The following is a 22547-nucleotide window of genomic DNA, read 5'->3' as shown; positions in this document are numbered from 1 at the left end:
AAAAAGCCTGCCCGGGAGACCGGCGCAGGCCCACGCCCACGCCTGCTGGCGTAAATCATCCTGTCCGCACTCCTGTTTACATTTTCCGCAGCAGATACACAAAGTAAGGCGCGCCGATAAAGGTCGCCAGCAGTCCCGCCGGGATCTGGTCGGGGAATGCCACCATCCGACCACACCAGTCCGCTATCACCATCAGCCCACCGCCCAGCAGCGCTGACATCACCTGCTGGGGCAAGGTACGGCGGAAGCCAAGCATCCGCGCAATGTGCGGTGCCATCAGCCCCACAAAGCTCAGCGGTCCAATCGTCAGCGTGGCGGCCGCAGTCAGCGCTGCCGCCAGCAGCAGCAACAGCAGCCGGGAGGATTTCAGCGCCATACCCAGCGAACGGGCCGTCTCGCCGCCCAGCGGCAGAATGGTTAGCCAGCGGCGGCAAAGCGGAACCAGTGCCAGCAGCAGCGCGGCGGTGACGGCCGTACGCCACGCCTGGAGGGCATCAACGTGATAGGTTGAGCCAGAGATCCAGGTCATCAGCTGGGCCATACGCGGATCGCCGCTGGCCATCAATAGCAGCAGCAGCGTACCAAAGGCGGTACTCAGCGCCATCCCCGCCAGCAGCATACGTTCCGGTGAGAACCCCCCTCTTCCGCTGGCGAGGGTGATAACCAGCAGCGTCGCGGCCGCGCCCAGCGTACCCGCTGGCAGCAGCCAGCCAAAGGCATCACCGGGCACGATAAACAGCATGACCACCACGCCAAACGCCGCGCCCGAGCTGATGCCCAACACTTCAGGGCTGGCCATCGGGTTGCCGGTCAGCCGCTGAACGATGCACCCGGCTACGCCCAGCATCATGCCGGTCGCCAGCGCCGCAGACAGTCGCGGCAGTCGCCAGGGCAGCAGCTGATCCCACAGCTGGCCCGTCGCCCACTGCCAGCTATGGGCGTCGCGTCCCAGGCTCAGTGCCAGGGTCGCCAGCAGCAGCAGCGCCACCCCGCCCACTGCCGCCCACTGCAGCACGCGATGCCGCTCACCGGTCAGCCCTTCCCGCTGGCTGGCCGCAGACGGCACCGAGGTGGTGCGCAGGCGGGGCAGCAGCCAGAGCAGCAGCGGTGAACCGATAATCGCCGTCGCCGTGCCGGTTGACACCTCCCGCCAGTTATCGGTCAGCCAGATAACCGCCTGGTCGGCCAGCCAGAGCAGCAGCATCCCAATCAGCGGGGCGAGCAGCATACGGCTGAGCAGTCGCCGTGCGCCAAGCATCTTCGCCAGCAGCGGGGCAAACAGGCCAATAAAGCCAATAATCCCGGCGGCGTTCACCAGCTGGGCGCTGAGAATAATCGCCAGCGCCAGCACGCCCATCCGGGCAGCCGACAGCGCCAGCCCGAGATTTTTAGCGACGCCATCATCCAGCCCCATCAGCATCATCGGGCGCAGCAGCAGCAGGGAGAGCAAGAAGCCCACCAGCAGCTTTGGCCAGAGGAAGATAACGCTTTGCCAGTCCATCTGGTTAAGGGTGCCGGTACTCCATAAAAACATCCCCTGCAGACGATCGTGGTTAAACAGCCCGAGCAGCTGATTCACCGCCCCGCAGTAGAGCGACAGGACCAGCCCGGCCAGGATCAGCGTTACCGGGGAAAGTCGTTTTCCCCAGGCGATACCGAATACGATCAGCCCCACGATAATCGCCCCGCTCATGGCGGCGATCTGCTGGGTAGCCAGCCCGCCCGGCAGGCTCCACAGCGTCACCACCGTCAGGCCCAGCTGTGCGCCGGTTGCGACGCCCAGCGTGGTGGGCTCCGCCAGCGGATTACGCAGCACCTGCTGAAACAGCAGCCCCACCAGCCCAAGACCGGCCCCCACCAGCAGCGACATCGCCAGGCGCGGCAGCAGGCTGTAGTGGAACACCATCTGCGTGACGCTATCGATATCGGGGGCAGTGAGCGCCCTCAGCCACTGGTCGCGGGGCAGATGCTGACCAAAGTTATAAAAAGTCAGCATCGCGGCCAGCGCAAATAACAGCGTCAGCAGGATCACCGGGAAGCGAAAGGTGGCGTTCATGATGTCCCCAGCGCGCGTTCAAGCGTTTGACAGAAGCGCATCGCAGACAGCGTTGCACCATAGAACCAGACCTGCGGCACGCGCTGGAAGCGATTCTCACGCACGAAGGGCATCGACTGCCAGAGCGGCGTCGAGGTGACCTGCTGCATAAGCGATTCATTTTCATGATCGAAGCAGATCGCCTCTACATTATGCATGGTCGCCAGGCGTTCGATACCAATAACCGCGCTGCCCCAGAAGTTGGTTTCCCCCTGCCAGGCGTTATCAATTCCCAGCGCGTTCATCACCTCGAGAAACAGGCTGCCTTTTCCGAAAACCAGCGCGTGGCGGGAATCAAGAATGGACATCAGCAGCAGCGGCCTTTTCGCGCGGTGAGCCAGCCGCGTTTTAGCCCCGGCCACGTAAGCGTCGTACTGTGCCAGATGGGCTTTAGCCTGCGGCACGCGGCCTAATCGCCCGGCCAGCTGCATCAGGGAGTTGCGCGCCATGCTCAGGGGTTTCCCGCTGGCATCGCTGAAAGGAAAGCCCATCGAGGGGGCAATCCGATCGATTTTGTCCCGCGCCGGGCCATAGCCCGAGGAGAAAAGGATCAGGGAGGGTTTCATCTGGATAATGAGCTCCAGATTAGGTTCAGTACGCAGGCCGACATCGACCGTGGATGCCGGTAGCGCAGGCTGGCCGACCCACTGCTGATAGTTGAAAATTTCAGCCGCGCCCATCGGTGCCACGCCCAGTGCCAGCAGCAGCTCGGCGGGCAGCCATTCAAGCGTAATAATACGGCTGACATCAATGTCCTGTGCCGCCTGGCTTTGCAGCGCGGGCAGCAGGGGTGAAAGCGCCATCGCCATCAGCAGGCGGCGGCGAAAAAGATCCGGCATGACGTCTCAATCCCTCAGTATACAAAGCTCACCGGCGCACCGCCGTGAGGATGAGGCAAAATCCCCATGGGGATGCCGTAAATGCGCCCAAGTGATTCCGCCTGCATAATCGCTGCGGCATCTCCCTGGGCGATCATTTCCCCTTCCCGCAGCGCCACCAGCCAGTCGCTGTAGCGAGCGGCAATATTAATATCATGGAGAATTGCAATGACCGTCAGGCCGCGCTCGTGGCTCAGCCGCTGGATCAGCGCCAGCACTTCAACCTGGTGCGCAATATCCAGCGCCGAGGTCGGTTCATCCAGCAACAGGCAGCGGCTATTCTGCGCCACCAGCATGGCGATCCAGGCCCGCTGACGCTCTCCCCCGGAGAGGCTGTCAACCAGCCGCTTAGCAAACGCGTCCAGCCCGACCAGCGCAATTGCCTCATCAACCCGATCGCAATCCTCCGAGCCAAAACGGCCCAGCGCACCGTGCCACGGATATCGCCCCATCGCCACCAGCTCGCGCACCGTCATCCCTTCTGCGGACGGCAGCTGCTGCGGGAGATAGGCTACCTCACGGGCAAAGGCTTTCCCCTTCCATTCTGACACCGGCCGATCGTTGAGCAATACCCGGCCTGCGGTTGCCGCGTGGTGCCTGCCAAGCAGCTTCAGCAGCGTCGATTTGCCCGAGCCGTTGTGACCTATCAGCCCGCAGACTTTCCCGGCAGGGAAGGTCAGGGATAGCGGCTGCAACAGCGTACGGCCAGGAACGGTAAAAGAGGCGTTATCAAGCGAGAAGGTAGTTTCAGTTGCATGCAGATGAGACATAGCGGTCTTCTGATTGGTGGGCGCAGCAGAGCCGCGCCCGGGTGCAAAGATTAGAAACGGAAGGTTGCCGTGCCGACGATCTCACGTTCAGCGCCCCAGTAGCAGGCGTAGTCGCGGTAGCAGCTGGCAACGTAGTTACGATTAAACAGATTACTCACGTTAACGCCAATTGACGAGCCCGGCATGCCAAAGCGGCCCAGATCGTATTTAACCAGCGCATCCACCGTGGTGTAGCTCGCCACGGTAAAGTTCTCATTAGTACTGCTGTACAGGCTTTTGCTCTCACCAATATAGCGCACGCCTGCGCCCAGGGTCAGCCCGGAGAGCGCGGTTTCATGGAAGGTATAGTCTGCCCACAGGGAGGCCATATTTTTCGGCACTTCAACCGGCGTCTTGCCCTTCAGCAGAGTATCGTGAGTATATTCTGCATCGGTATAGGTGTAGGCCGCCGTCACGTTGACGTTTTCGTTGACCGCCGCTTTGGCCTCCAGCTCTACGCCGCGCGAGCGAATTTCACCGCCCTGCACGCTGAAGTTAAGATTGCGCGGATCGGCAGTCAGGTTTTTGGTTTTGGTCAGCTGATAGACTGCACCGGTTAGCACCAGGGGGCGATCTTTCGGCACATATTTCACTCCGGCCTCATACTGTTTGGCGCGGGAAGGATCGAACGTCGCGCCGTCCAGGGTGCTGCCCGCGGTCGGAATAAAGGATTCGCTGTAGCTAAAGTAAGGTGCGATGCCGTTGTCGTAAACGTAGTTAAGCCCGCCGCGCCAGGTAAACGCCTGATCGTGGTTTTTTGCCAGGCTGTCGCCGCTGCGGTTGTAAGCAGAGGTCATCGCGTAGTCGTAGCGTCCGCCCAGGGTCAATACCCAGCGATTCCACTCCATCTGATCCTGAGTATACAGGCCGGTCTGTTCCTGCTTGTTCAGATAGTGATAGGGAAACAGCGAACCGGGCACCATTTGATCGCTGCCATACTGCGGATTCAGCGCGCTGAGCGAGGTCGCCGAGCCGAAACCGGCGTTGATATCGTTGCGGGTGCGCTGATAGTCGACGCCCATCAGCAGCGTATGATCCACCTGCCCGGTGGCAAACTTCGCCTGCAGCTGGTTATCGACGGCAAACTGATTCAGTTTTTCCTCAGAGACGGCGTAGCCACGCGAAATGGTATTGGTGCTGCTGTCTAAACCGCTGCCGTAAATGCTGCGATAATTCGTGCGCAGATCGGCATAGCGCAGGTTCTGCCGCACGGTCCAGGTATCGTCGAAGCTGTGCGAAAAGTTATAGCCAATCATTTTGGTGTTGCGGGAGATCTTGTTGCTGGCTTCGCCCTCATCAAAATCCCGGCCCAGCTTATGCTGATTGCCATTCGCATCGACGATCGGCACGACCGTACCCTGACGCGGCAGCCAGCCGTAGTAGCCGGTTTGTGGTTCGTTCTGGAAATAGGTCAGCAGGGTAAAATTGGTTTTATCATCCGGCTGCCAGCTAAAGGAAGGCGCGATGGTGTAGCGTTTTTCCTTCTGCATGTCCTGCTGCGCATCCTGGCTGCGGGCCAGGCCGGTCAGGCGGTATGAGTAGACGCCCGCATCATCAATAGCGCCACCGAAATCAAAGCCGGTAGAGAAACGGTTGTCGGTGCCCATCTGGAACTGCACTTCGCGCAGGGTTTCGGTGGTCGGACGCTTGCTGACCAGCGACACCACCCCACCCGGGTTACTTTTTCCATACAGAACCGACACTGGCCCGCGCAGCAGCTCGGCGCGCTCCAGGAAGTAAGGATCGATGGCGAACTCCGAGTAGTTATCGCCCTGTAATTTCAGGCCATCCAGATACTGGTTAGTGTTGGTTTCACTAAAGCCACGGATGGAGAGCGCATCTATCACGTTGGAGCTGCCGCGGTTGCCCGTCAGCACGCCCGGCGTGTAGTTGAAGGCGCTTTTTACCGTGGTGACGTTATGCAGCGCCATCTCTTCCTGAGTGACGACGGAAACCGACTGCGGATTTTTTTCAATCGGCGTATCGGTTTTGGTGCCGGTCGCGCTGCGCTTAGCCGCGATGGTAGGTGCAGGCCCCCAGGCGCTCTCCTGCTGCGGCGGTGCCGCGCTGGCGTCGACGGTAAGGGTCTGCTCGGCCGCGAAGGCGGAAGAGGATGAAACCGCCAGCGTCACCAGGACGGCCAGTCGGCGTTTAGAGGTATTGAATAATGAAGAAGGAAGCAAAAATTCGGTCGCCATTGTGCTTTTCTCTGGATGTAATAAGTTAAATGCAAACGTAAACGATAATTATTATTATAACGATTGGATAATATGCGAAACGGCAGAATCCGCGCAAGCGAAAATCATCAACATTTCTGCCGCCTGAGGGGGAAGTAACCGGAGTTTATTTGGGGTAAAAGGGGGTGTCGGTGCTCTTCTGGTACTAACGTGCTTTTTTCACCTTACTTACACTCTTTACAGTCAAAGCAAAAAAAAACCGGCCCCCTGAGGGACCGGTTTTCAGCGACGGGGCCGGGGTTATTTACCAAACATATCCTTGATCCATCCCGCCACGCCGTTGCTGTCCTTCTGCTCACCCTGCTGCTGTCCGCCTTGCTGCTGTCCGCCCTGCTGCTGCTCATTCTGCTGCTGCAACTGCTGCTGCACCTGCTGAGCCTGCTGCTGGCAAAGCGCGTTAGCATCGGTGGTCCACACTGGCAGCGTGCGCCAGCTGCTGCTGCCGGAGCCGCAGACGAAGTTACCGGCGGAATCGACGTTCATCGGTGCGATATCCTCCGGCGGCGTAGCCATCAGCGGCATCGGTGCCTGATTATCCAGGTAGCGACGGTAGATCTGCATTGCACCGCTGGCACCGTACAGCTTCGTCGGCTGGTTATTATCACGGCCAATCCAGGTGATCGCCACTTCCTTGCCGTCAACGCCAGCGAACCAGCTGTCTATCTGGTTGTTGGTGGTCCCGGTCTTCCCGGCCAGATGGGCCTTCGGATAGCGGGCACCCAGCGCGCGCGCCGTACCGTGGTCAACAACCTGCTGCATCGCATAAAGCGTCAGCCAGGCCGCCTGCGCAGGCACCACGCGTTCGGCCTGCGGGAAGCTCTGGTAGAGTACCGTCCCGTCTTCCGCAATCACCGATCGCAGCGCGGAGAGCGAAGCACGATTACCGCCGCTGGCGATGGTCTGGAACGCCTGGGCCACTTCAATCGGCGTCAGGTTCAGTGCTCCCAGCAGCATCGCGGGAACCGGCTGGAGCTGATCTTTCGGCACGCCCAGTTTGGTCCAGGTATCCACCACCTGCGGCAGGCCCAGGGTCATCCCCAGATTCACCGTCGGCACGTTCATCGAGTTGGTTAACGCGTCCACCAGCATTACCTGACCGCTAAAGCGGCGGTCGTCGTTCTGCGGTTTCCAGATCTGCCCGTTAGGCTGCTTCAGCGCGATAGGATTATCGGCAATCCAGCTGTTCAGACGGTATTTATCGGGCTGGCTGAGCGCCGTCAGGTAGGTAGCAGGCTTAGCCAGTGAACCGATGGATCGACGGGCCTGTAGCGCACGGTTATAGCCGGCGTACTGCGGATCCGCATCGCCCACCAGAGCACGCACTTCGCCGCTAAAGCGATCGACAACCACCATGGCGGTTTGGAGGTCGTTAATACCCCGCTGTTTACGCAGCGCCGGGATCCCCTCTTCCACCGCTTTTTCCGCCGTATCCTGCGAGACAGGATCCAGCGTGGTGAAGATTTTCACGCCTGACAGGTCTTTAACCTTATCACCCAGCTTCGCCTGCAGCTCGTTACGTACCATCTGCATAAAGGCAGGCTGCGGCGTAATCACTCCGCCCTTCGGCTGGACGCCCAGCGGACGGGCGCTCAGCATATCGTACAGCTCCTGATCGATAACCTTCTGCTGCTGTAGCAGACGCAGCACCAGGTTACGGCGCTCCAGCGCCAGCTTCGGATTTCGCCACGGATTATAGAGCGACGCCCCCTTCACCATGCCCACCAGCAGCGCCTGCTGATCGAGGCTCAGCTCATCGACCGGGCGGCCAAAGTAGTAGAGGCTGGCCAGCGGGAAGCCGCGGATCTGATCGTTGCCGGCCTGACCGAGATAGACTTCATTCAGGTACAGCTCAAGAATGCGATCTTTGCCGTAGCGCGCATCCATGATCAGGGCCATATAGGCTTCGTTAGCCTTACGCCACAGCGATCGCTCGTTGGTCAGGAACAGGTTTTTCACCAGCTGCTGCGTCAGCGTACTGCCGCCCTGTACCGCACGTCCGGCGGTGATGTTGGCGAGGAAGGCGCGGCCAATCGAGTAGAAGCTGATGCCATCATGCTGATAGAAATGGCGGTCTTCTGTCGCGACCAGGGTATCCACCAGTAAATCGGGGAAGCCGGCGCGCGGCACAAACAGGCGCTGCTCGCCGTTGGGGGATTGCAGCATGGTGATCAGGCGCGGATCGAGGCGGAAGAAGCCAAAATCACGGCCGCTGTCGAGGTTCTTGATCTCAGACAGGGTGTCATTGCTGAAGCTCAGACGCGCGCGGATCTGCCCCTCTTTACTGTCCGGGAAATCGAACGGGCGGCGGATCATCTCAATGCTGTTAGCCTGCACGGTAAACTCGCCGGGCCGCGTCATGCGCGTCACCTCGCGGTACTGTGTGCCTTCCAGCAGGGCGATCATCTCTTTTTTATTGTATGACATGCCCGGCTCAAGGCTGACCATACGGCCATAGACCGTGGCGGGCAGCTGCCAGACTTTGCCGTCAATGCGGCTGCGGATTTGCGAATCGAGGTAAACCCCGTAGGCCGCCATCAGCACGATAAAGATCAGCAGCAGCTTGATCAACAGGCTCAGCCAGCCCCTTTTTTTCCGCGATGGACGCCCTTTTCCTTTACGTGGCACCGGTTTTATCTCCTCGTCTTCATTGTCATCGTCCTGAAAATCATCGTATTCATCATGTTCATCATCCCTGCGGCGACCTCTGCCCGCCGTCTTGCGCGGAGGTTTGGGCTGTTTGCCTTTGCGCCCAATGGGTTCGCGATCGTCAGACATCTGTTTCTTTTCTCCAGGGGTAGCCGTCGGCCAGGCCGACTACTCTGTTATGACTCAACTCGCTTCGGAACGGGAACCTTCCGAAATGCCTGCCTGCGCGCCACCGTCAGGAGGGCGCAGAGTATTTTTTGCTGCGCCGCGTCGGCGCTGCCGTTGCCGGGTCGTCCGGCCAGACGTGTTTAGGGTAGCGACCCTTCATCTCTTTCTGTACCTCGCGCCAGGCACCCTGCCAGAACGCGGCCAGGTCGCGGGTGATCTGCAACGGTCGCTGCGCGGGTGAGAGCAGTTCCAGCACCAGCGGAATACGGCCCCCGGCCACGCACGGATTCTGCGCTTCGCCAAACATCTCCTGCAGGCGAACCGCCAGCGCCGGCGGCTTCTCTTCGTCGTAGCGAATCGGCAGCCGACTTCCGGTGGGCACAGTGTAGTGAGTTGGCAGAGCAGTATCCAGTTGCTGACGCTGTGACCATGTGAGTAATTGTAATAAAGCGCTGGCGGCGTTAATTTGTCGCAGCCCTTTTGCGTCCCGCACGCCGCTCATCATCGGCAGCAGCCAGCGTTCAAGTCCTGCCAGCAGGCTGGCCTCATCGGCCGCAGGCCACCCCTCTTCCGGTAGCCAGCGGGCGGCACACACCAGCCGGATCCGCAGCTGTTCTGCCTGCGGCGTCCAGTTGAGCACCGACAGCCCTTTAATGCGGATCCAGCGCAGCATCGCCGGATGCAGATCCGCTTCATCGGGCTTGTTCAGCGGCTGTGCCCTGAGGACCAGCTCACCGATCTGCTCCCGCTGCCAGGCACGCAGCGTGCCGCGCTGTTCATCCCACTCCACTTCGGTACGCTGTTCCACCAGGCCGGGACGCTGCTTAATCAGCCGCTCAGGCTCAACCGGCATCGCCTGGAGGATGCGGGCGGAGTTGCCGGTACTGCCCTGCAACAGACCCGGCGCAATCAGCCATTCATAGCGGTTAAGGGCATCCGTACCCTCGAGCATGGCCCCGCTGCCGTTCGCCAGCTGATAGCGTCCGGCCTCGCCCCGTCGGCGCGCTACCCGATCCGGAAAAGCCCCGGCGAGCAGAGGCGCAATTTTGTCGCTGTCCGGCTGACCGCCGGTCAGATTCAGACGCTTTTGCAGCTGTTTAGCCCGCGCCAGCCAGTTTGGCTGACGGCGGTGGAAGCTGTCGCGGAGATCGCTACTGCCGCGCGCGGGCTCTTCCAGCATTGCCACCAGCAGCGCAGCCGTAGCAACGCTGTCGGCATCGCTGCCCGCATCGGCCAGCATCGCGCTCAGCCGGGGGTCCGCGCCGGTCTGGGCCATACGTCGCCCTTTTGCGCTGAGCTGCCCGCTGGCATCGGTGGCGCCCAGCAGCCGCAGCAGCCGCACGGCCTGCTGTATACCACTTTCCGGCGGGCGATCCAGCCACTGGAGCTGGCCGACATCGCGGCAGCCCCACTGCAATATTTCCAGCCACAGGGAGGCCAGATCCGCATGCAGGATCTCCGCGTCAGCGTGGCTGGCGGCGCGCTCTGCCTGCTCTTTCGCAATCAGATGCAGGCAGATACCCGGCTCCAGACGCCCCGCACGCCCGGCGCGCTGGGTCATTGAGGCCTGGCTCACGCGCTGCGTTTGCAGGCGCGTTAGCCCGCTGCGTGCATCGAATATCGCCGTGCGCTCCAGCGCGCTGTCGACCACCAGCCGGATCCCCTCAATGGTCAGGCTGGTTTCCGCAATATTGGTCGCCAGCACCACTTTGCGGCGGCCCGCAGGGGCGGGAAGGATCGCTTTGCGCTGTTCAGCCAGCGGCAGCGCACCGTAGAGCGGGCAGAGATCGACATCCGAGGCAACCTGTGTAGAGAGCTGCGTGAGCACGCGCTGGATCTCGCCAACGCCCGGCAGGAAAAGCAGCAGGGAACCGTGCTCCTCGCGCAGCAGCTGACTAACCTGACGCGCCACGGCGTCTTCCATCCGCAGATGCGACGGCAGCGTGGCGTAGCGTCGTTCGACCGGAAACGCGCGCCCCTCTGAAGCGATAGCCGGGGCATCCGGCAGCAGCGCCTGGAGACGGGCATTATCCAGCGTGGCCGACATCAGCAATATTTTCAGATCGTCCCGCAGCCCCTGCTGCACGTCCAGCAGCAGCGCCAGCGCCAAATCCCCTTGCAGGCTTCGCTCGTGAAACTCGTCGAGGATCACCAGCGAAACGCCCTCCAGCAGGGGATCCTGTTGCAGCATTCGGGTGAGGATGCCCTCCGTCACCACTTCCAGACGGGTGGTTGGCCCCACGCGGCTCTCCGAGCGCATCCGGTAGCCAATGGTTTCCCCCGGCTGCTGGTTAAGCTGTTCAGCCAGCCGCTGAGCCACGTTACGCGCCGCCAGCCGACGCGGCTCCAGCAGCAGGATGCGTCCGCTGAAGTTAGCCTGTTGCAGGATCTGTAGCGGCAGCCAGGTCGATTTCCCGGCGCCGGTAGGGGCGGCAAGCAGTACCTGGGGCGAGTGGCGCAGCGCATCAAGCAGTTCAGGTAAAACGGCACCGACCGGGTATGAACTCACTTTTAGCTCCATAACGTAATGGTCTGAATCAGCCGGGCATTGTAGCATTCCTGCTTATGGAATACCGGAGAGCACCATGAGTGAGCAAAAAAAGCTGTTTTTTGGCATCAGCCTGCCGGAAGAGAGCAGGCAGAGCATCATTCAGTGGCGGGCCGATACCTTTGTCGACGGCGTGGGTCGCCCGGTGGCCGCGGCTAATTTGCACCTGACGCTGGCCTTTTTAGGCGAGGTCAGTGAAGAGAAATCCCGCGCGCTACAGCGGCTGGCGAGCCGCATCCGTCAGGCACCCTTTACGCTGACGCTGGATGATGCCGGACACTGGCCGCGATCGGGCGTGGTATGGCTTGGTCCCAAACGGTCACCGCGCGGGCTGCTACAGCTGGCCGAACTCCTGCGGTCGCAGGCGGCGCGAAGCGGATGCCATCAGAGCACAATGCCCTTTCATCCGCACGTCACCCTGCTGCGCCAGGCTACCCAGCCCGTGTCGCTGCCGCCACGCAATTTTAGCTGGCCGTTTCGCGTGGAACGCTTCACGCTGTTCCAGTCCATTTATGCGAAAGGCCGCACGCGCTATAGCGAAGTTGCCGCCTGGACGCTGTCACAGGAAGAGAAATGAATTATACCCCCGCCCTGCGTCCGGCGACGCTGATTAAACGCTATAAGCGCTTTCTGGCTGACGTGATCACCCCGGAAGGAACGGAGATGACGCTGCACTGCGCCAATACAGGCGCGATGACCGGCTGCGCCACGCCGGGTGACCGGGTGTGGTACTCCACCTCGGACAGCCTGACGCGAAAATATCCCCACAGCTGGGAGCTGACCGAAACGCAGCGTGGCGACTGGATCTGCGTGAATACCCTGCGCGCCAACACCCTGGTCAGGGAGGCGCTGGAGGCGCAGCTGATTCCAGAATTATCCGGTTACACCAGCCTGCGCGCTGAGGTGAAATACGGCGACGAAAAGAGTCGTATTGATTTCCTGTTGCAGGCAGATAGTCGGGTAAACTGCTATATTGAAGTCAAATCCGTGACGCTGCTGGAGCAGGGTAAAGGGTATTTCCCGGATGCGGTCACCGAGCGCGGTCAAAAGCATCTTCGTGAACTCACGAAGATCGCCGAAAATGGTGCGCGCGCGGTGTTATTTTTTGCCGTTTTGCACTCGGGGATTGAGGACGTTTCCCCCGCACGTCATATTGATGTGCGCTACGCAGAACTACTGGCACAGGCACAGCAGAGCGGTGTTGAGGTGCTATGTTATAAGGCGCAGCTGTCGCCCACCGGCATAGGGTTAAAAAAGGCCATTGCGGTGGCGTCGTAAACCAGAGGTCAATTGACTGTTGTTAAATTACTTATGGTGCGCGCCAGATACGCTTTTCCTCACAGCCTTGTCAAGGCATGTTCAGGAATAATTGCTAACCTCAATCGCTTCTGTTATTTATAGCGACCTGTTTTTTTCCCCAAGTGGGGATCGATAGTGCGTGTTATCCAGGAGAAGCAACATGCAAGAAGGGCAAACCCGTAAAACCTCGTCTCTGAGTATTCTCGCCATCGCTGGGGTGGAGCCTTATCAGGAGAAACCGGGCGAAGAGTACATGAATGAAGCCCAGCTGGAGCATTTCAAGAAGATCCTTGAAGCCTGGCGCAACCAGCTTCGGGATGAAGTTGACCGTACGGTTTCTCATATGCAGGACGAAGCCGCCAACTTCCCCGATCCGGTCGATCGCGCTGCCCAGGAAGAGGAATTCAGCCTTGAACTGCGTAACCGTGACCGCGAGCGCAAGCTGATCAAAAAGATCGAGAAGACGCTCAAGAAAGTAGAAGATGACGATTTCGGCTACTGTGAATCCTGTGGCGTTGAAATCGGTATTCGTCGCCTTGAAGCGCGTCCTACCGCCGATCTCTGTATCGACTGTAAAACGCTGGCAGAAATCCGCGAAAAACAAATGGCCGGTTAATGGCCGCAAGACTGTGCAGTGAAGCTGGCCCTGCGGCCACTTCACTGCCTCTCTCTATGACTCACGCCTCCGCTTATATCGGGCGCTTCGCCCCCTCTCCCTCCGGTGAACTGCACTTCGGCTCGTTAATTGCGGCCCTTGGCAGCTACCTGCGCGCGCGTTCGCAGCAGGGCCTGTGGCGGGTACGTATCGAAGATATCGATCCCCCACGCGAGGTTCCGGGAGCCGCTCAGCGCATTTTGCAGCAGCTGGAGCAGTATGGCCTGACCTGGGACGGCGAAATTCTCTGGCAGTCCCAGCGCCATGATGCTTATCGTGAGGCCTTAAGCTGGCTTAATGAGCGACACTTCAGCTATTACTGTACCTGTCCGCGCAGTCGTATTCAGCAGCTCGGCGGCGTGTATGATGGCCACTGTCGTGAGCTGAACCACCGTCCCGATAATGCGGCGCTCCGCCTGAAATCGACGCAGCCCGCCTGCCACTTCCAGGATAGTCTGCGGGGAGAGGTGCGCCCCAATAGCGCCCTGGCGCGGGAAGACTTTATTATCCATCGTCGTGACGGGCTGTTCGCTTACAATCTGGCCGTGGTGGTGGATGACCACGACCAGGGTATTACTGAGGTGGTCAGAGGGGCTGATTTAATTGAGCCAACGGTGCGGCAGATAACGCTGTTTCAACAGTTTGGCTGGCCGGTGCCGGACTATTTGCACCTGCCGCTGGCGACCGCGCCGGACGGTAATAAGCTCTCGAAGCAGAATCACGCGACGCCGCTGCCGCCGGGCGATCCGCGCCCGGTGCTGATAGAGGCGCTGCATTTTCTCGGCCAGCCGGTGAGTGAAGAGTGGCAGGATCTGACGCTGCCCGCACTGCTACAGCAGGCGGTTCAGGAGTGGGATTTGTCTGGCGTCCCGCTTACGGCTACAACAAACAACGTGCAATACTTAACGAATAGTGGAAAGCAGTGACGCCGTTACCGTCGTGCCCGATACGCTCTGGCAGGCAATATCAGGGTAAAAGCACCCTGCCACAGCGTGAAAGATGACGGGGGAGTTAATATGAGCATTCTCAAACGCCCCGCACTGAGCTATGATTAGCCGCTATTTTTTTTCGCCCAGATTAATTGTCACTATCGAGGTGTCCCATTTTTTCCCGAGTTGCTAATTTTTGCCGAAAAGTTTTGAGTCGCGAAGACGAAACGCCAGCAAAGGTTGAGGTTGTCCCTCAGATGACCGTTATCCCGCGCGATCGTCATACTATTTCGCGTAAAGACATCAGTGAAAATGCCCTCAAGGTATTATACCGACTGAATAAAGCCGGGTATGAAGCCTATCTGGTGGGCGGCGGCGTGCGCGATCTGCTACTGGGGAAAATACCGAAAGATTTCGATGTGACCACCAACGCCACCCCGGAGCAAATGCGCAAGCTGTTTCGCAATTGCCGCCTGGTTGGGCGTCGGTTCCGCCTTGCGCACGTGATGTTTGGCCCGGAAATCATTGAGGTCGCGACCTTCCGCGGGCACCACGAAGCGGAGCAAATCGAAGAAGATCGCAATAATTCCCAGCGCGGTCAGAACGGTATGCTGCTGCGCGACAACATTTTCGGCACCATTGAAGACGATGCCCAGCGCCGCGATCTGACCATCAACAGCCTCTACTACAGCGTGGCGGATTTTAGCGTACGTGACTACGTTGGGGGCTTAAGCGACCTGCAACAGGGCATCATCCGCCTGATTGGCGATCCGGAAACGCGCTACCGCGAAGATCCGGTGCGTATGCTGCGCGTCATTCGCTTCGCCGCCAGGCTGAACATGTCGATCGCCGCGGAAACCGCCGAGCCTATCCCACGACTGGCGACGCTGCTGCATGATATTCCCGCGGCCCGCCTGTTTGAAGAGACCCTTAAGCTGCTGCAAACGGGCTATGGCTATGCCACCTGGGTCAAACTGCGTGAATTCCAGCTTTTCCAGCCGCTGTTCCCGATCATCACCCGTAACTTTACGGAGCACGGCGACAGCAATATGGAGCGGATGATCGAACAGGTGCTTAAAAACACCGATAACCGCATCCATAATCAGATGCGCGTTAATCCGGCGTTTCTGTTTGCCGCGATGTTCTGGTATCCCCAGCTGGAAGCGGCGCAGAAAATTGCTCAGGAGAGCGGTCTGGCCTATTACGACGCCTTTGCGCTGGCCATGAACGACGTGCTGGATGAAGCCTGCCGATCGCTGGCGATCCCGAAACGCATCACTACGCTGGTTCGGGATATCTGGCAGCTACAGCTGCGACTCTCCCGCCGTCACGGCAAACGCGCCTGGAAGCTGATGGAGCATCCTAAATTCCGCGCGGCCTACGATCTGCTGGCGCTGCGTGCCGAGGTGGAAAATAATCAGGAGCTGCTGCGCCTCTCCGCCTGGTGGAATGAATTCCAGGTCTCGGCACCGCCGCAGCAAAAAACCATGCTGAATACGCTGGGCGACGATCCCGTTCCCCGCCGCCGTACCCGTCGCCCACGCAAGCGCGTACCGGGCCCGCGCCGCGACGGTAACAGCAACAACGCATGACCCGCGTCTATCTGGCCCTGGGCAGTAATCTTGCCGATCCGCTGCATCAGGTGCATGACGCACTTGATGCGCTGGACGGACTGCCCCATACCCAGCGCATCGCCACCTCCTCTTTCTATCGTACGCCGCCCTACGGGCCGCCCGACCAGCCAGATTTCCTCAACGCGGCCGTCGCGCTGGATACCCAGCTAACGCCCGAGGCTCTGCTGGACGCGACGCAGCGCATTGAGCTGGAGCAGGGCCGGGTGCGCAAAAAAGACCGCTGGGGTCCCCGCACGCTTGATATTGATATCATGCTCTTTGGCCACCTCCGGCTACACACCCCGCGCCTGATACTGCCGCATTACGATATGCACAATCGCGCCTTTATGCTGCTGCCGCTGCTTGAGATCGCCCCCGATGCCGCCTTCCCTGACGGTCAGCGCCTGAACGATATGCTTGCGGGCCTGGACACCTCAGCGATCCGCCGCTGGGCATAGCGCCTGTTCTGATGGCCCGGGATCGCAAGACCTGACCCGCTGCACCTGGCCGTGTGCAAACCCTTTCCCCATCCATTAAGATACGTCCATTATAAAATGCCTAAAGAGGTTGCGATGAAACCCACAACAATCACGACGCTTCGCCAGTGGAAAAAAAACGGACGCCGCTTTGCGTCCATAACGGCCTACGACTTTAGCTTTGCCCGCCTGTTCAGCGACGAAGGCCTCCAGGTCATGCTGGTCGGAGATTCCCTCGGCATGGTGGTACAGGGGCATGACTCAACGCTGCCCGTCACTCTGTCCGATATTGTCTATCACACGCAGGCGGTACGCCGGGGAGCGCCAGCGGCCCTGCTGATGTCCGATCTTCCCTTTATGAGCTATGCCACGCCAGAGCAGGCCTGTGAGAGCGCCGCGCAGCTGATGCGTGCCGGGGCCAATATGGTCAAGCTGGAGGGAGGGAAATGGCTGAGCGAGACGGTGAAACAGTTGACCGAACGTGCGGTACCCGTCTGTGGTCATCTTGGCCTTACGCCGCAGTCGGTTAATATCTTTGGCGGCTATAAGGTGCAGGGCCGCGAAAGCGAGGCCGCTGACGGCCTGCTGGAAGATGCGCTGGCGCTGGAAGCCGCCGGCATACAGCTGCTGGTGCTGGAGTGCGTTCCCGTGGCGCTGGCAAAACGCATTACCGACTCGCTGACCATTCCGGTGATCGGCATTGGCGCGGGCAACGTTACCGACGGCCAGATTCTGGTGATGCATGATGCTTTTGGCATTACCGGTGGGCATGTTCCCTCCTTTGCTAAAAACTTCCTCGCCGATACCGGCGATATCCGCGCAGCGGTCAGGCAGTATGTGTCGGACGTTGAAGCGGGAATTTATCCGGCTGAAGAACACAGTTTCCACTAACTCAGGAGAAGATCCGTGCTGATTATTGAAACCCTGCCGATGCTGCGTCGGGAGATTCGACGCTGGCGGCAGGAGGGTAAACGCATTGCGCTGGTCCCCACCATGGGAAACCTGCATGACGGCCATATGACGCTGGTTGACGAAGCGCGCGAGCAGGCCGATATTGTGGTGGTCTCCATTTTTGTTAATCCGATGCAGTTTGAACGCCCTGACGACCTGGCCCGCTACCCCCGAACGTTGCAGGAAGATTGCGAAAAACTGAACCGCCGCAGGGTGGATCTGGTTTTTGCTCCGGCGCCTGGCGAGGTCTATCCAGAAGGGCTGAGCGAGCAGACCTTCGTCGAGGTTCCCGGCCTCTCCGGCCTGCTGGAGGGTGCCAGCCGCCCCGGCCATTTTCGCGGCGTTTCCACCATCGTCAGCAAGCTGTTCAATCTGGTCCAGCCCGATCTCGCCTGCTTTGGCGAAAAGGATTATCAGCAGCTGGCGCTGATCCGCAAAATGGTGGCCGATATGGGCTACGATATTCAGATCGTTGGCGTGCCTACCGTTCGGGCGAAGGATGGCCTGGCGCTCAGCTCACGTAATGGCTATCTGACCGCTGATGAACGCAAGCTGGCACCGACGGTAAGCAGCGTGATGAACAACATGGCGCAGCGGCTGGCTAACGGGGATCGCCACCTTGAAGAAATTATTGCCGAGGCTGAAACCGCCCTGGCCGAAAAGGGGCTGCGGGCAGATGGCCTGGCCATCTGTGATGCGAATACGCTGCTGCCGCTCAATGTCGATAGCCAGCGCGCGGTGATTCTGATGGCCGCCTGGCTCGGCAAAGCCCGCCTGATTGATAATCAGCAGGTTGATCTGACGCAATAGTGAGTGATTTCGCTCAGCCGAAGCTGGCGCAGGATTAGGTGATAATGCTCAGCTGATAGTGGCGCAGTAGTGGATAATAACGCCGGCTGATACTGATGCAGTAGCAGGTGATAATCCTCAGCTGATTCTGGCGCGGGAGTAAGTGATAATACCCGGCTGATAATGGCGCGGGTGTTTCTGGTAACTTTTGTAACTAGGGTAATAAGGCTATGAACCGTACCATGCTACAGGGCAAACTCCACCGGGTGAAGGTGACTCAGGCGGATCTGAATTACGAAGGCTCCTGTGCCATTGACCAGGACTTTCTCGACGCTTCCGGCATTCTTCAGTACGAAGCCATTGATATTTACAACGTGACTAACGGGCAGCGTTTCTCCACCTACGCAATTGCTGCCGAACGCGGCTCGAAGATTATCTCGGTTAACGGCGCGGCGGCCCGATGCGCCTGCGAAGGCGATATTTTGATCATCTGCTCCTACGTGCAGATGACGGATGCGGCGGCGCGCGAATGGCAGCCAAAAGTTGCCTACTTTGAAGGGGATAATCAGATGAAGCGACTGGCGAAATCTATCCCGGTTCAGGTGTCCTGAATAAAAAGCATTCTGAATCAAAAGGCGGTATGAATAAAAGGGGCGGGCTGGTTGCCTGCCCCTTTTTTGCTGCACACCGCGCACGCGGTTATCATTCAGCGCGCACACGACCAGGAGGGGTCACCACGACCTTCGCTGGCAAAACCCACCCGGACTACCCTTCAGTACGTGTATTACCCTTCAGTAGGCGTATTGCTCTGAGGCTGCATTTCGATGTTGTCAGTGCCACGCTCAATATGACTTCGGCGCTGTTCAGCCTGCCACTGGCGCGAGCTGGTCGCTACTCTTCCTATTGTATTATCAACGACTTTTCCCACGCTCTGCCCCAGCTTACTGTTAGCAAGCTCACTGGCTTTTTTATCCACCCACTCATCATTACGCGTTGGCGCTGGCCCAGCCAGCGCACCGGCCACTCCCTGTGCCGCATAGGCCACCCCCGATAACCCCACGTTCAGATACGCGTCTTTGGCGATGTCTCCTCTTGCGGTTAGCTGTGCCGCACTCAGTCTTCCGGTAATGGCGTCAATAGTAGCTGAGGATGCCGTGCTGAGTGGTCCATGCGCGGGTGGATTCCGCACGATGTTGCGCACAGTATTAGTCCCTGCAATACCCGCTGCCAGCGTACCAATTTCGGATACCATATTGCCGGACGCGATGTTCAGCGCCCCTTTTGCATAGTTTTTCGGCGTGAGTACGCTGCCTACCAGGGTTTTTGCTCTGTCTACCCCACCCGAAACCATCTGGTGCGATACGCTGGTATTATTGAGCGCCGTATAACGTTCTTTCCAGTCGGTGCGTCCAAAAAGGAACTCCGGCCCCCGCGTTGAACTGGCCGCATTAGTCAGAACGTTTCCTGCCGCGCCAGCCCCCAAACTCAATACGTTATTGAGGTTTGAGATAACGGCGGGGTTGTTTTTACTGGCGACCGCTGCGGTAGAAGTGACGAGATTACGAGCGGTAAAGCCCAGCCCACCCAGCGGAGCCAGCTTCATGCTTTCACCCAGCCCTTCCCGTTGCTTCAGCACATTCTGCATAGTGGGTTCCAGCTTGTCAGCATCAGCGGCGAGCCATTGCGAATCCTTTACCGTGTCGGCAAAAACCTTATCGCCGACCGATTTAAGCACCATAGCGGTTCCACCGTCTACCGCCCCCGCCAGCGCTTCTGCACCTGGTGTGGTTCCATTAATGCCTAAACCGAGCTTTACCGCACCGGAAGCAAATCCGGAAATAGCAAAGGGGAAGGCTTTCACCGCACCACCTGCCGCATCGCTGATATAATCCATTTTTTGTGCTTTCGCCATATTCGCGGCAATGCTCTGCGGTGTTTCCCCCATTTCATGCAGTTCGGTGGCCCGGTTCTGAATCAGGTCGTTGAGCTCTTCACTGCCGGGGAAGTATTCCCGGAGCTGGGTACTGATTTGCGCTATCTGCTGCTGACGCTGCGCATCAGAGGTGTTTGACGCGCTGGAGGCCTGGGGGGTATTGGTTGCATTGGATTCGTGAGACTCATGCGGCGCACTGGGCTCGGGAGATACTTGGGACGAATGGGTAGCGTTAGATGCTATTGAGGCCCCGGAGCCGTTTGGGAGGCTATAAAAAGATTGGGATGTACTCGATCCATCAGACGCCCTCGAGCCGTTTGGGAGGCTATAGAAGGATTGGGCTGTACTCGATCCGCCAGACGCCCGGGATGTACCAGACGCCAGGGAGGCGTTTGAAGCGTTGGGTCTCCCGTTCTCTTCATTCCGGGAAGAGAGTGAGTCCACATGACCAGGAGGTAATCGGCTAATACCAGGCATAATAATCGCTCCGAAGATGAACAGGTCTGCACCACGCAGATAGCCTGTATTCCAGTAGGTATATCGTGCCAGATCCGGTAATAGCTGATACCAGTACAGCGTGTTCACGATGTGACTAAGTGAGTGCGCGTGGGGATAAGGTCGCTCAGCAATAACATTTAGTTATGTTTAGTGATCAACCTCTAAAGATGGGGTTAATTATTGTGTGGGCTGCAAGATCTGCTGGGCCGCCGTGCTGAGTGAAGAGGGGAAGACCCGGATGGGCCAGCAGGGATGCTGGCACAAGGACACCACCGGTTGGCGATGCCCCCAGCCTTTGCAACAATCAAAACGGACAAAAACTACGTCCGTAATCCCCTGCCGCGCTCAATAAGCACCCATACCAGCAGATAAAATACTGCGATAAAACCCGCTAATACGGCCAGGGTGAAAAACAGCGGCACGTCGTTAATCCCCAAAAAGCCAAAGCGGAAGCCGCTGATCATATAAACAATGGGATTCAGCTTCGACACCATCTGCCAGAAAGGCGGCAGCAGCGTCAGCGAGTAGAATACACCGCCGAGATAAGTCAGGGGCGTCAGCACGAACGTAGGGATCAGGCTGATATCATCGAACGTGCGGGCAAACACCGCGTTGAGCAAACCGGCAAGGGAAAACAAAATCGCCGTCAGCACCAGCGTCACCGATACCATCAGCCATGAATGAACGTGAAAAGGCACGAAAAACAGTGAAATAGCGGTAACCAGGATGCCTACGCAAATCCCTCGTGCGACGCCGCCGCCCACATACCCGGCAATAATGACGTGCGTGGGCACCGGCGCGACCAGCAGTTCTTCAATATTGCGCTGAAATTTGGCGCTGAAAAACGACGAGGCCACGTTGGCATAGGCATTGGTTATCACCGCCATCATAATCAGACCCGGCACGATAAACTGCATATAGGAAAAACCGTGCATATCGCCGATGCGCGAGCCAATCAGATTGCCGAAAATAATAAAGTAGAGCGTCATGGTGATCACCGGCGGCACCAGCGTCTGGATCCAGATGCGGGCAAAGCGGTTAATCTCTTTTCCCCAGATGCTTTTCAGCGCTACCCAGTATAAATGTGTCATGCTTTATCTCCTGTACGACCGTTAACCAGGTCGACAAACAGCTCCTCGAGTCGGTTAGCCTTGTTACGCATACTTAAAACCTGCACGCCCTGATGGCTGAGCTGACTGAACACGCTATTCAGCCCCTGCTCACGCAGCACTTCGACCTCCAGCGTAGAGGTATCCACCAGCCGGTACTGAAAACCTTCCAGCTGAGGCAGCGGGCTTTTCGCCGCCAGATCGAGAATAAAGGTTTCCGATTTCAGCTTGGAGAGCAGCCCTTTCATGGTGGTGTTTTCCACCAGTTCCCCGCTCTGAATAATGCCGATATTGCGGCACAGCATCTCTGCCTCTTCCAGATAGTGGGTGGTCAGAATAATGGTGGTACCTCTGGCATTGAGATCCTGCAGGAAAGTCCACATCGAGCGGCGCAGTTCAATATCCACCCCGGCAGTTGGCTCATCCAGAATCAGCAGCTTAGGCTCGTGCATCAGCGCACGAGCGATCATCAGACGGCGCTTCATTCCTCCGGAAAGCATACGGGCACGTTCGTCACGCTTGTCCCACAGATCCAGCTGCTTTAAGTATTTTTCAGCGCGCTTAATTGCCTCGGCTTTTACCACGCCATACAGGCCCGCCTGGCTGACCACAATCTGCATCACGGTTTCAAACTGGTTGAAGTTAAACTCCTGCGGCACCAGCCCCAGCTGACGCTTCGCGTTGACCATATCCTGCTGCAGGTCATAACCAAATACCCGGACTTTGCCCGACGTTTTATTCACCAGCGAGCTGATGATACCAATGGTGGTGGATTTCCCCGCCCCGTTAGGCCCGAGGAGCGCGTAGAAGTCGCCCGCTTCCACGTTCAAATCAATTCCCTTGAGGGCCTGAACGCCACCCGCATAGGTTTTGGTCAGTTTTTCAAGTTCCAGTGCATAAGTCATAGGTTAAAG

18 protein-coding genes are annotated in these 22547 nt (G+C 58.7%); 9 read left to right on the top strand and 9 right to left on the bottom strand.

The features are described 5' to 3' along the window. Positions 1-76 precede the first annotated feature (76 nt). From fhuB to hrpB, 6 genes are all read right to left on the bottom strand, one after another. Complete coding sequence (gene fhuB, locus AAGR22_RS04690; RefSeq protein WP_345830598.1) at positions 77-2056, bottom strand: Fe(3+)-hydroxamate ABC transporter permease FhuB; 1980 nt, start codon at positions 2054-2056, stop codon at positions 77-79. Then, positions 2053-2934 (bottom strand): Fe(3+)-hydroxamate ABC transporter substrate-binding protein FhuD, encoded by an 882-nt coding sequence (gene fhuD, locus AAGR22_RS04685; protein WP_345830597.1) that lies wholly within the window; start codon positions 2932-2934, stop codon positions 2053-2055. Before fhuD ends, fhuB begins: the two co-directional genes overlap by 4 nt. A 14-nt stretch (positions 2935-2948) precedes the next feature. Beyond that, a complete protein-coding gene (fhuC, locus tag AAGR22_RS04680) occupies positions 2949-3743 on the bottom strand; it encodes a Fe3+-hydroxamate ABC transporter ATP-binding protein FhuC (protein WP_345830596.1) in 795 nt (264 codons plus the stop codon). Between the two features lie 50 nt (positions 3744-3793). After that, positions 3794-5980, bottom strand: coding sequence for a ferrichrome porin FhuA (fhuA, locus tag AAGR22_RS04675; protein WP_345830595.1), 2187 nt, complete (start codon positions 5978-5980; stop codon positions 3794-3796). A 279-nt stretch (positions 5981-6259) separates the two neighbouring features. Then, a complete protein-coding gene (gene mrcB / locus AAGR22_RS04670; protein WP_345830593.1) occupies positions 6260-8794 on the bottom strand; it encodes a bifunctional glycosyl transferase/transpeptidase in 2535 nt (844 codons plus the stop codon). A gap of 106 nt (positions 8795-8900) precedes the next feature. Then, positions 8901-11342: an ATP-dependent helicase HrpB gene (gene hrpB / locus AAGR22_RS04665; protein WP_345830591.1), complete on the bottom strand. Its 2442-nt coding sequence runs from the start codon at positions 11340-11342 to the stop codon at positions 8901-8903. A gap of 76 nt (positions 11343-11418) precedes the next feature. Here hrpB and thpR point away from each other — a divergent pair, with 76 nt between their 5' ends. From thpR to panD, 9 genes are all read left to right on the top strand, one after another. After that, the gene (gene thpR / locus AAGR22_RS04660; RefSeq protein ID WP_345830589.1) at positions 11419-11958 is read left to right on the top strand and encodes an RNA 2',3'-cyclic phosphodiesterase; all 540 of its coding nucleotides are present in this window, start codon (positions 11419-11421) and stop codon (positions 11956-11958) included. Then, complete coding sequence (sfsA, locus tag AAGR22_RS04655) at positions 11955-12659, top strand: DNA/RNA nuclease SfsA (RefSeq protein WP_345830587.1); 705 nt, start codon at positions 11955-11957, stop codon at positions 12657-12659. Before thpR ends, sfsA begins: the two co-directional genes overlap by 4 nt. Positions 12660-12840: 181 nt before the next feature. Beyond that, on the top strand, positions 12841-13296 hold the full coding sequence (gene dksA, locus AAGR22_RS04650) for an RNA polymerase-binding protein DksA (RefSeq protein WP_034937242.1): 456 nt from the start codon (positions 12841-12843) through the stop codon (positions 13294-13296). A gap of 56 nt (positions 13297-13352) precedes the next feature. Continuing rightward, positions 13353-14261, top strand: coding sequence for a tRNA glutamyl-Q(34) synthetase GluQRS (gene gluQRS / locus AAGR22_RS04645; RefSeq protein WP_345831548.1), 909 nt, complete (start codon positions 13353-13355; stop codon positions 14259-14261). 176 nt (positions 14262-14437) lie between these two features. Then, positions 14438-15856 carry a polynucleotide adenylyltransferase PcnB gene (pcnB, locus tag AAGR22_RS04640; RefSeq protein WP_345831547.1) on the top strand — a complete coding sequence of 473 codons (1419 nt, stop codon included), beginning with the start codon at positions 14438-14440 and terminating at the stop codon, positions 15854-15856. Beyond that, a complete protein-coding gene (gene folK, locus AAGR22_RS04635; protein WP_345830583.1) occupies positions 15853-16335 on the top strand; it encodes a 2-amino-4-hydroxy-6-hydroxymethyldihydropteridine diphosphokinase in 483 nt (160 codons plus the stop codon). The genes pcnB and folK overlap by 4 nt, the downstream gene beginning before the upstream one ends. 114 nt (positions 16336-16449) lie before the next feature. Beyond that, positions 16450-17244: a 3-methyl-2-oxobutanoate hydroxymethyltransferase gene (panB, locus tag AAGR22_RS04630; protein WP_345830582.1), complete on the top strand. Its 795-nt coding sequence runs from the start codon at positions 16450-16452 to the stop codon at positions 17242-17244. Positions 17245-17259: 15 nt separating this feature from the next. After that, entirely contained in the window at positions 17260-18114 is an 855-nt protein-coding gene (panC, locus tag AAGR22_RS04625; RefSeq protein ID WP_345830580.1) for a pantoate--beta-alanine ligase, read from the top strand. A gap of 209 nt (positions 18115-18323) precedes the next feature. Continuing rightward, the gene (gene panD / locus AAGR22_RS04620; RefSeq protein WP_345830578.1) at positions 18324-18704 is read left to right on the top strand and encodes an aspartate 1-decarboxylase; all 381 of its coding nucleotides are present in this window, start codon (positions 18324-18326) and stop codon (positions 18702-18704) included. 173 nt (positions 18705-18877) lie between these two features. Here the strand turns inward: panD and AAGR22_RS04615 are convergent, their stop codons facing one another. From AAGR22_RS04615 to AAGR22_RS04605, 3 genes are all read right to left on the bottom strand, one after another. Further along, positions 18878-20038: a hypothetical protein gene (locus AAGR22_RS04615; protein WP_345830576.1), complete on the bottom strand. Its 1161-nt coding sequence runs from the start codon at positions 20036-20038 to the stop codon at positions 18878-18880. Positions 20039-20844: 806 nt separating this feature from the next. After that, a complete protein-coding gene (locus tag AAGR22_RS04610; RefSeq protein WP_067706653.1) occupies positions 20845-21615 on the bottom strand; it encodes an ABC transporter permease in 771 nt (256 codons plus the stop codon). Next, positions 21612-22538 carry an ABC transporter ATP-binding protein gene (locus AAGR22_RS04605; protein ID WP_345830574.1) on the bottom strand — a complete coding sequence of 309 codons (927 nt, stop codon included), beginning with the start codon at positions 22536-22538 and terminating at the stop codon, positions 21612-21614. The genes AAGR22_RS04610 and AAGR22_RS04605 overlap by 4 nt, the downstream gene beginning before the upstream one ends. Between the last annotated feature and the right edge of the window lie 9 nt (positions 22539-22547).

The sequence above is a fragment of the Erwinia sp. HDF1-3R genome, assembly GCF_039621855.1.
GTDB lineage: Bacteria > Pseudomonadota > Gammaproteobacteria > Enterobacterales > Enterobacteriaceae > Erwinia.
The sequence above is the reverse complement of the archived record's forward strand: the minus strand, read 5'-3'. Positions and strand labels throughout refer to the sequence as shown.

Coding starts and splice junctions, on each gene's coding strand:
- panD (WP_345830578.1), top strand. CDS start 18,324: ATGAACCGTACCATGCTACAGGGCAAACTCCACCGGGTGAAGGTGACT.
- folK (WP_345830583.1), top strand. CDS start 15,853: ATGACCCGCGTCTATCTGGCCCTGGGCAGTAATCTTGCCGATCCGCTG.
- sfsA (WP_345830587.1), top strand. CDS start 11,955: ATGAATTATACCCCCGCCCTGCGTCCGGCGACGCTGATTAAACGCTAT.
- thpR (WP_345830589.1), top strand. CDS start 11,419: ATGAGTGAGCAAAAAAAGCTGTTTTTTGGCATCAGCCTGCCGGAAGAG.
- fhuA (WP_345830595.1), bottom strand. CDS start 5,980: ATGGCGACCGAATTTTTGCTTCCTTCTTCATTATTCAATACCTCTAAA.
- AAGR22_RS04605 (WP_345830574.1), bottom strand. CDS start 22,538: ATGACTTATGCACTGGAACTTGAAAAACTGACCAAAACCTATGCGGGT.
- AAGR22_RS04615 (WP_345830576.1), bottom strand. CDS start 20,038: ATGGGGGAAACACCGCAGAGCATTGCCGCGAATATGGCGAAAGCACAA.
- fhuC (WP_345830596.1), bottom strand. CDS start 3,743: ATGTCTCATCTGCATGCAACTGAAACTACCTTCTCGCTTGATAACGCC.
- mrcB (WP_345830593.1), bottom strand. CDS start 8,794: ATGTCTGACGATCGCGAACCCATTGGGCGCAAAGGCAAACAGCCCAAA.
- dksA (WP_034937242.1), top strand. CDS start 12,841: ATGCAAGAAGGGCAAACCCGTAAAACCTCGTCTCTGAGTATTCTCGCC.
- fhuD (WP_345830597.1), bottom strand. CDS start 2,934: ATGCCGGATCTTTTTCGCCGCCGCCTGCTGATGGCGATGGCGCTTTCA.
- gluQRS (WP_345831548.1), top strand. CDS start 13,353: ATGACTCACGCCTCCGCTTATATCGGGCGCTTCGCCCCCTCTCCCTCC.
- panB (WP_345830582.1), top strand. CDS start 16,450: ATGAAACCCACAACAATCACGACGCTTCGCCAGTGGAAAAAAAACGGA.
- fhuB (WP_345830598.1), bottom strand. CDS start 2,056: ATGAACGCCACCTTTCGCTTCCCGGTGATCCTGCTGACGCTGTTATTT.
- AAGR22_RS04610 (WP_067706653.1), bottom strand. CDS start 21,615: ATGACACATTTATACTGGGTAGCGCTGAAAAGCATCTGGGGAAAAGAG.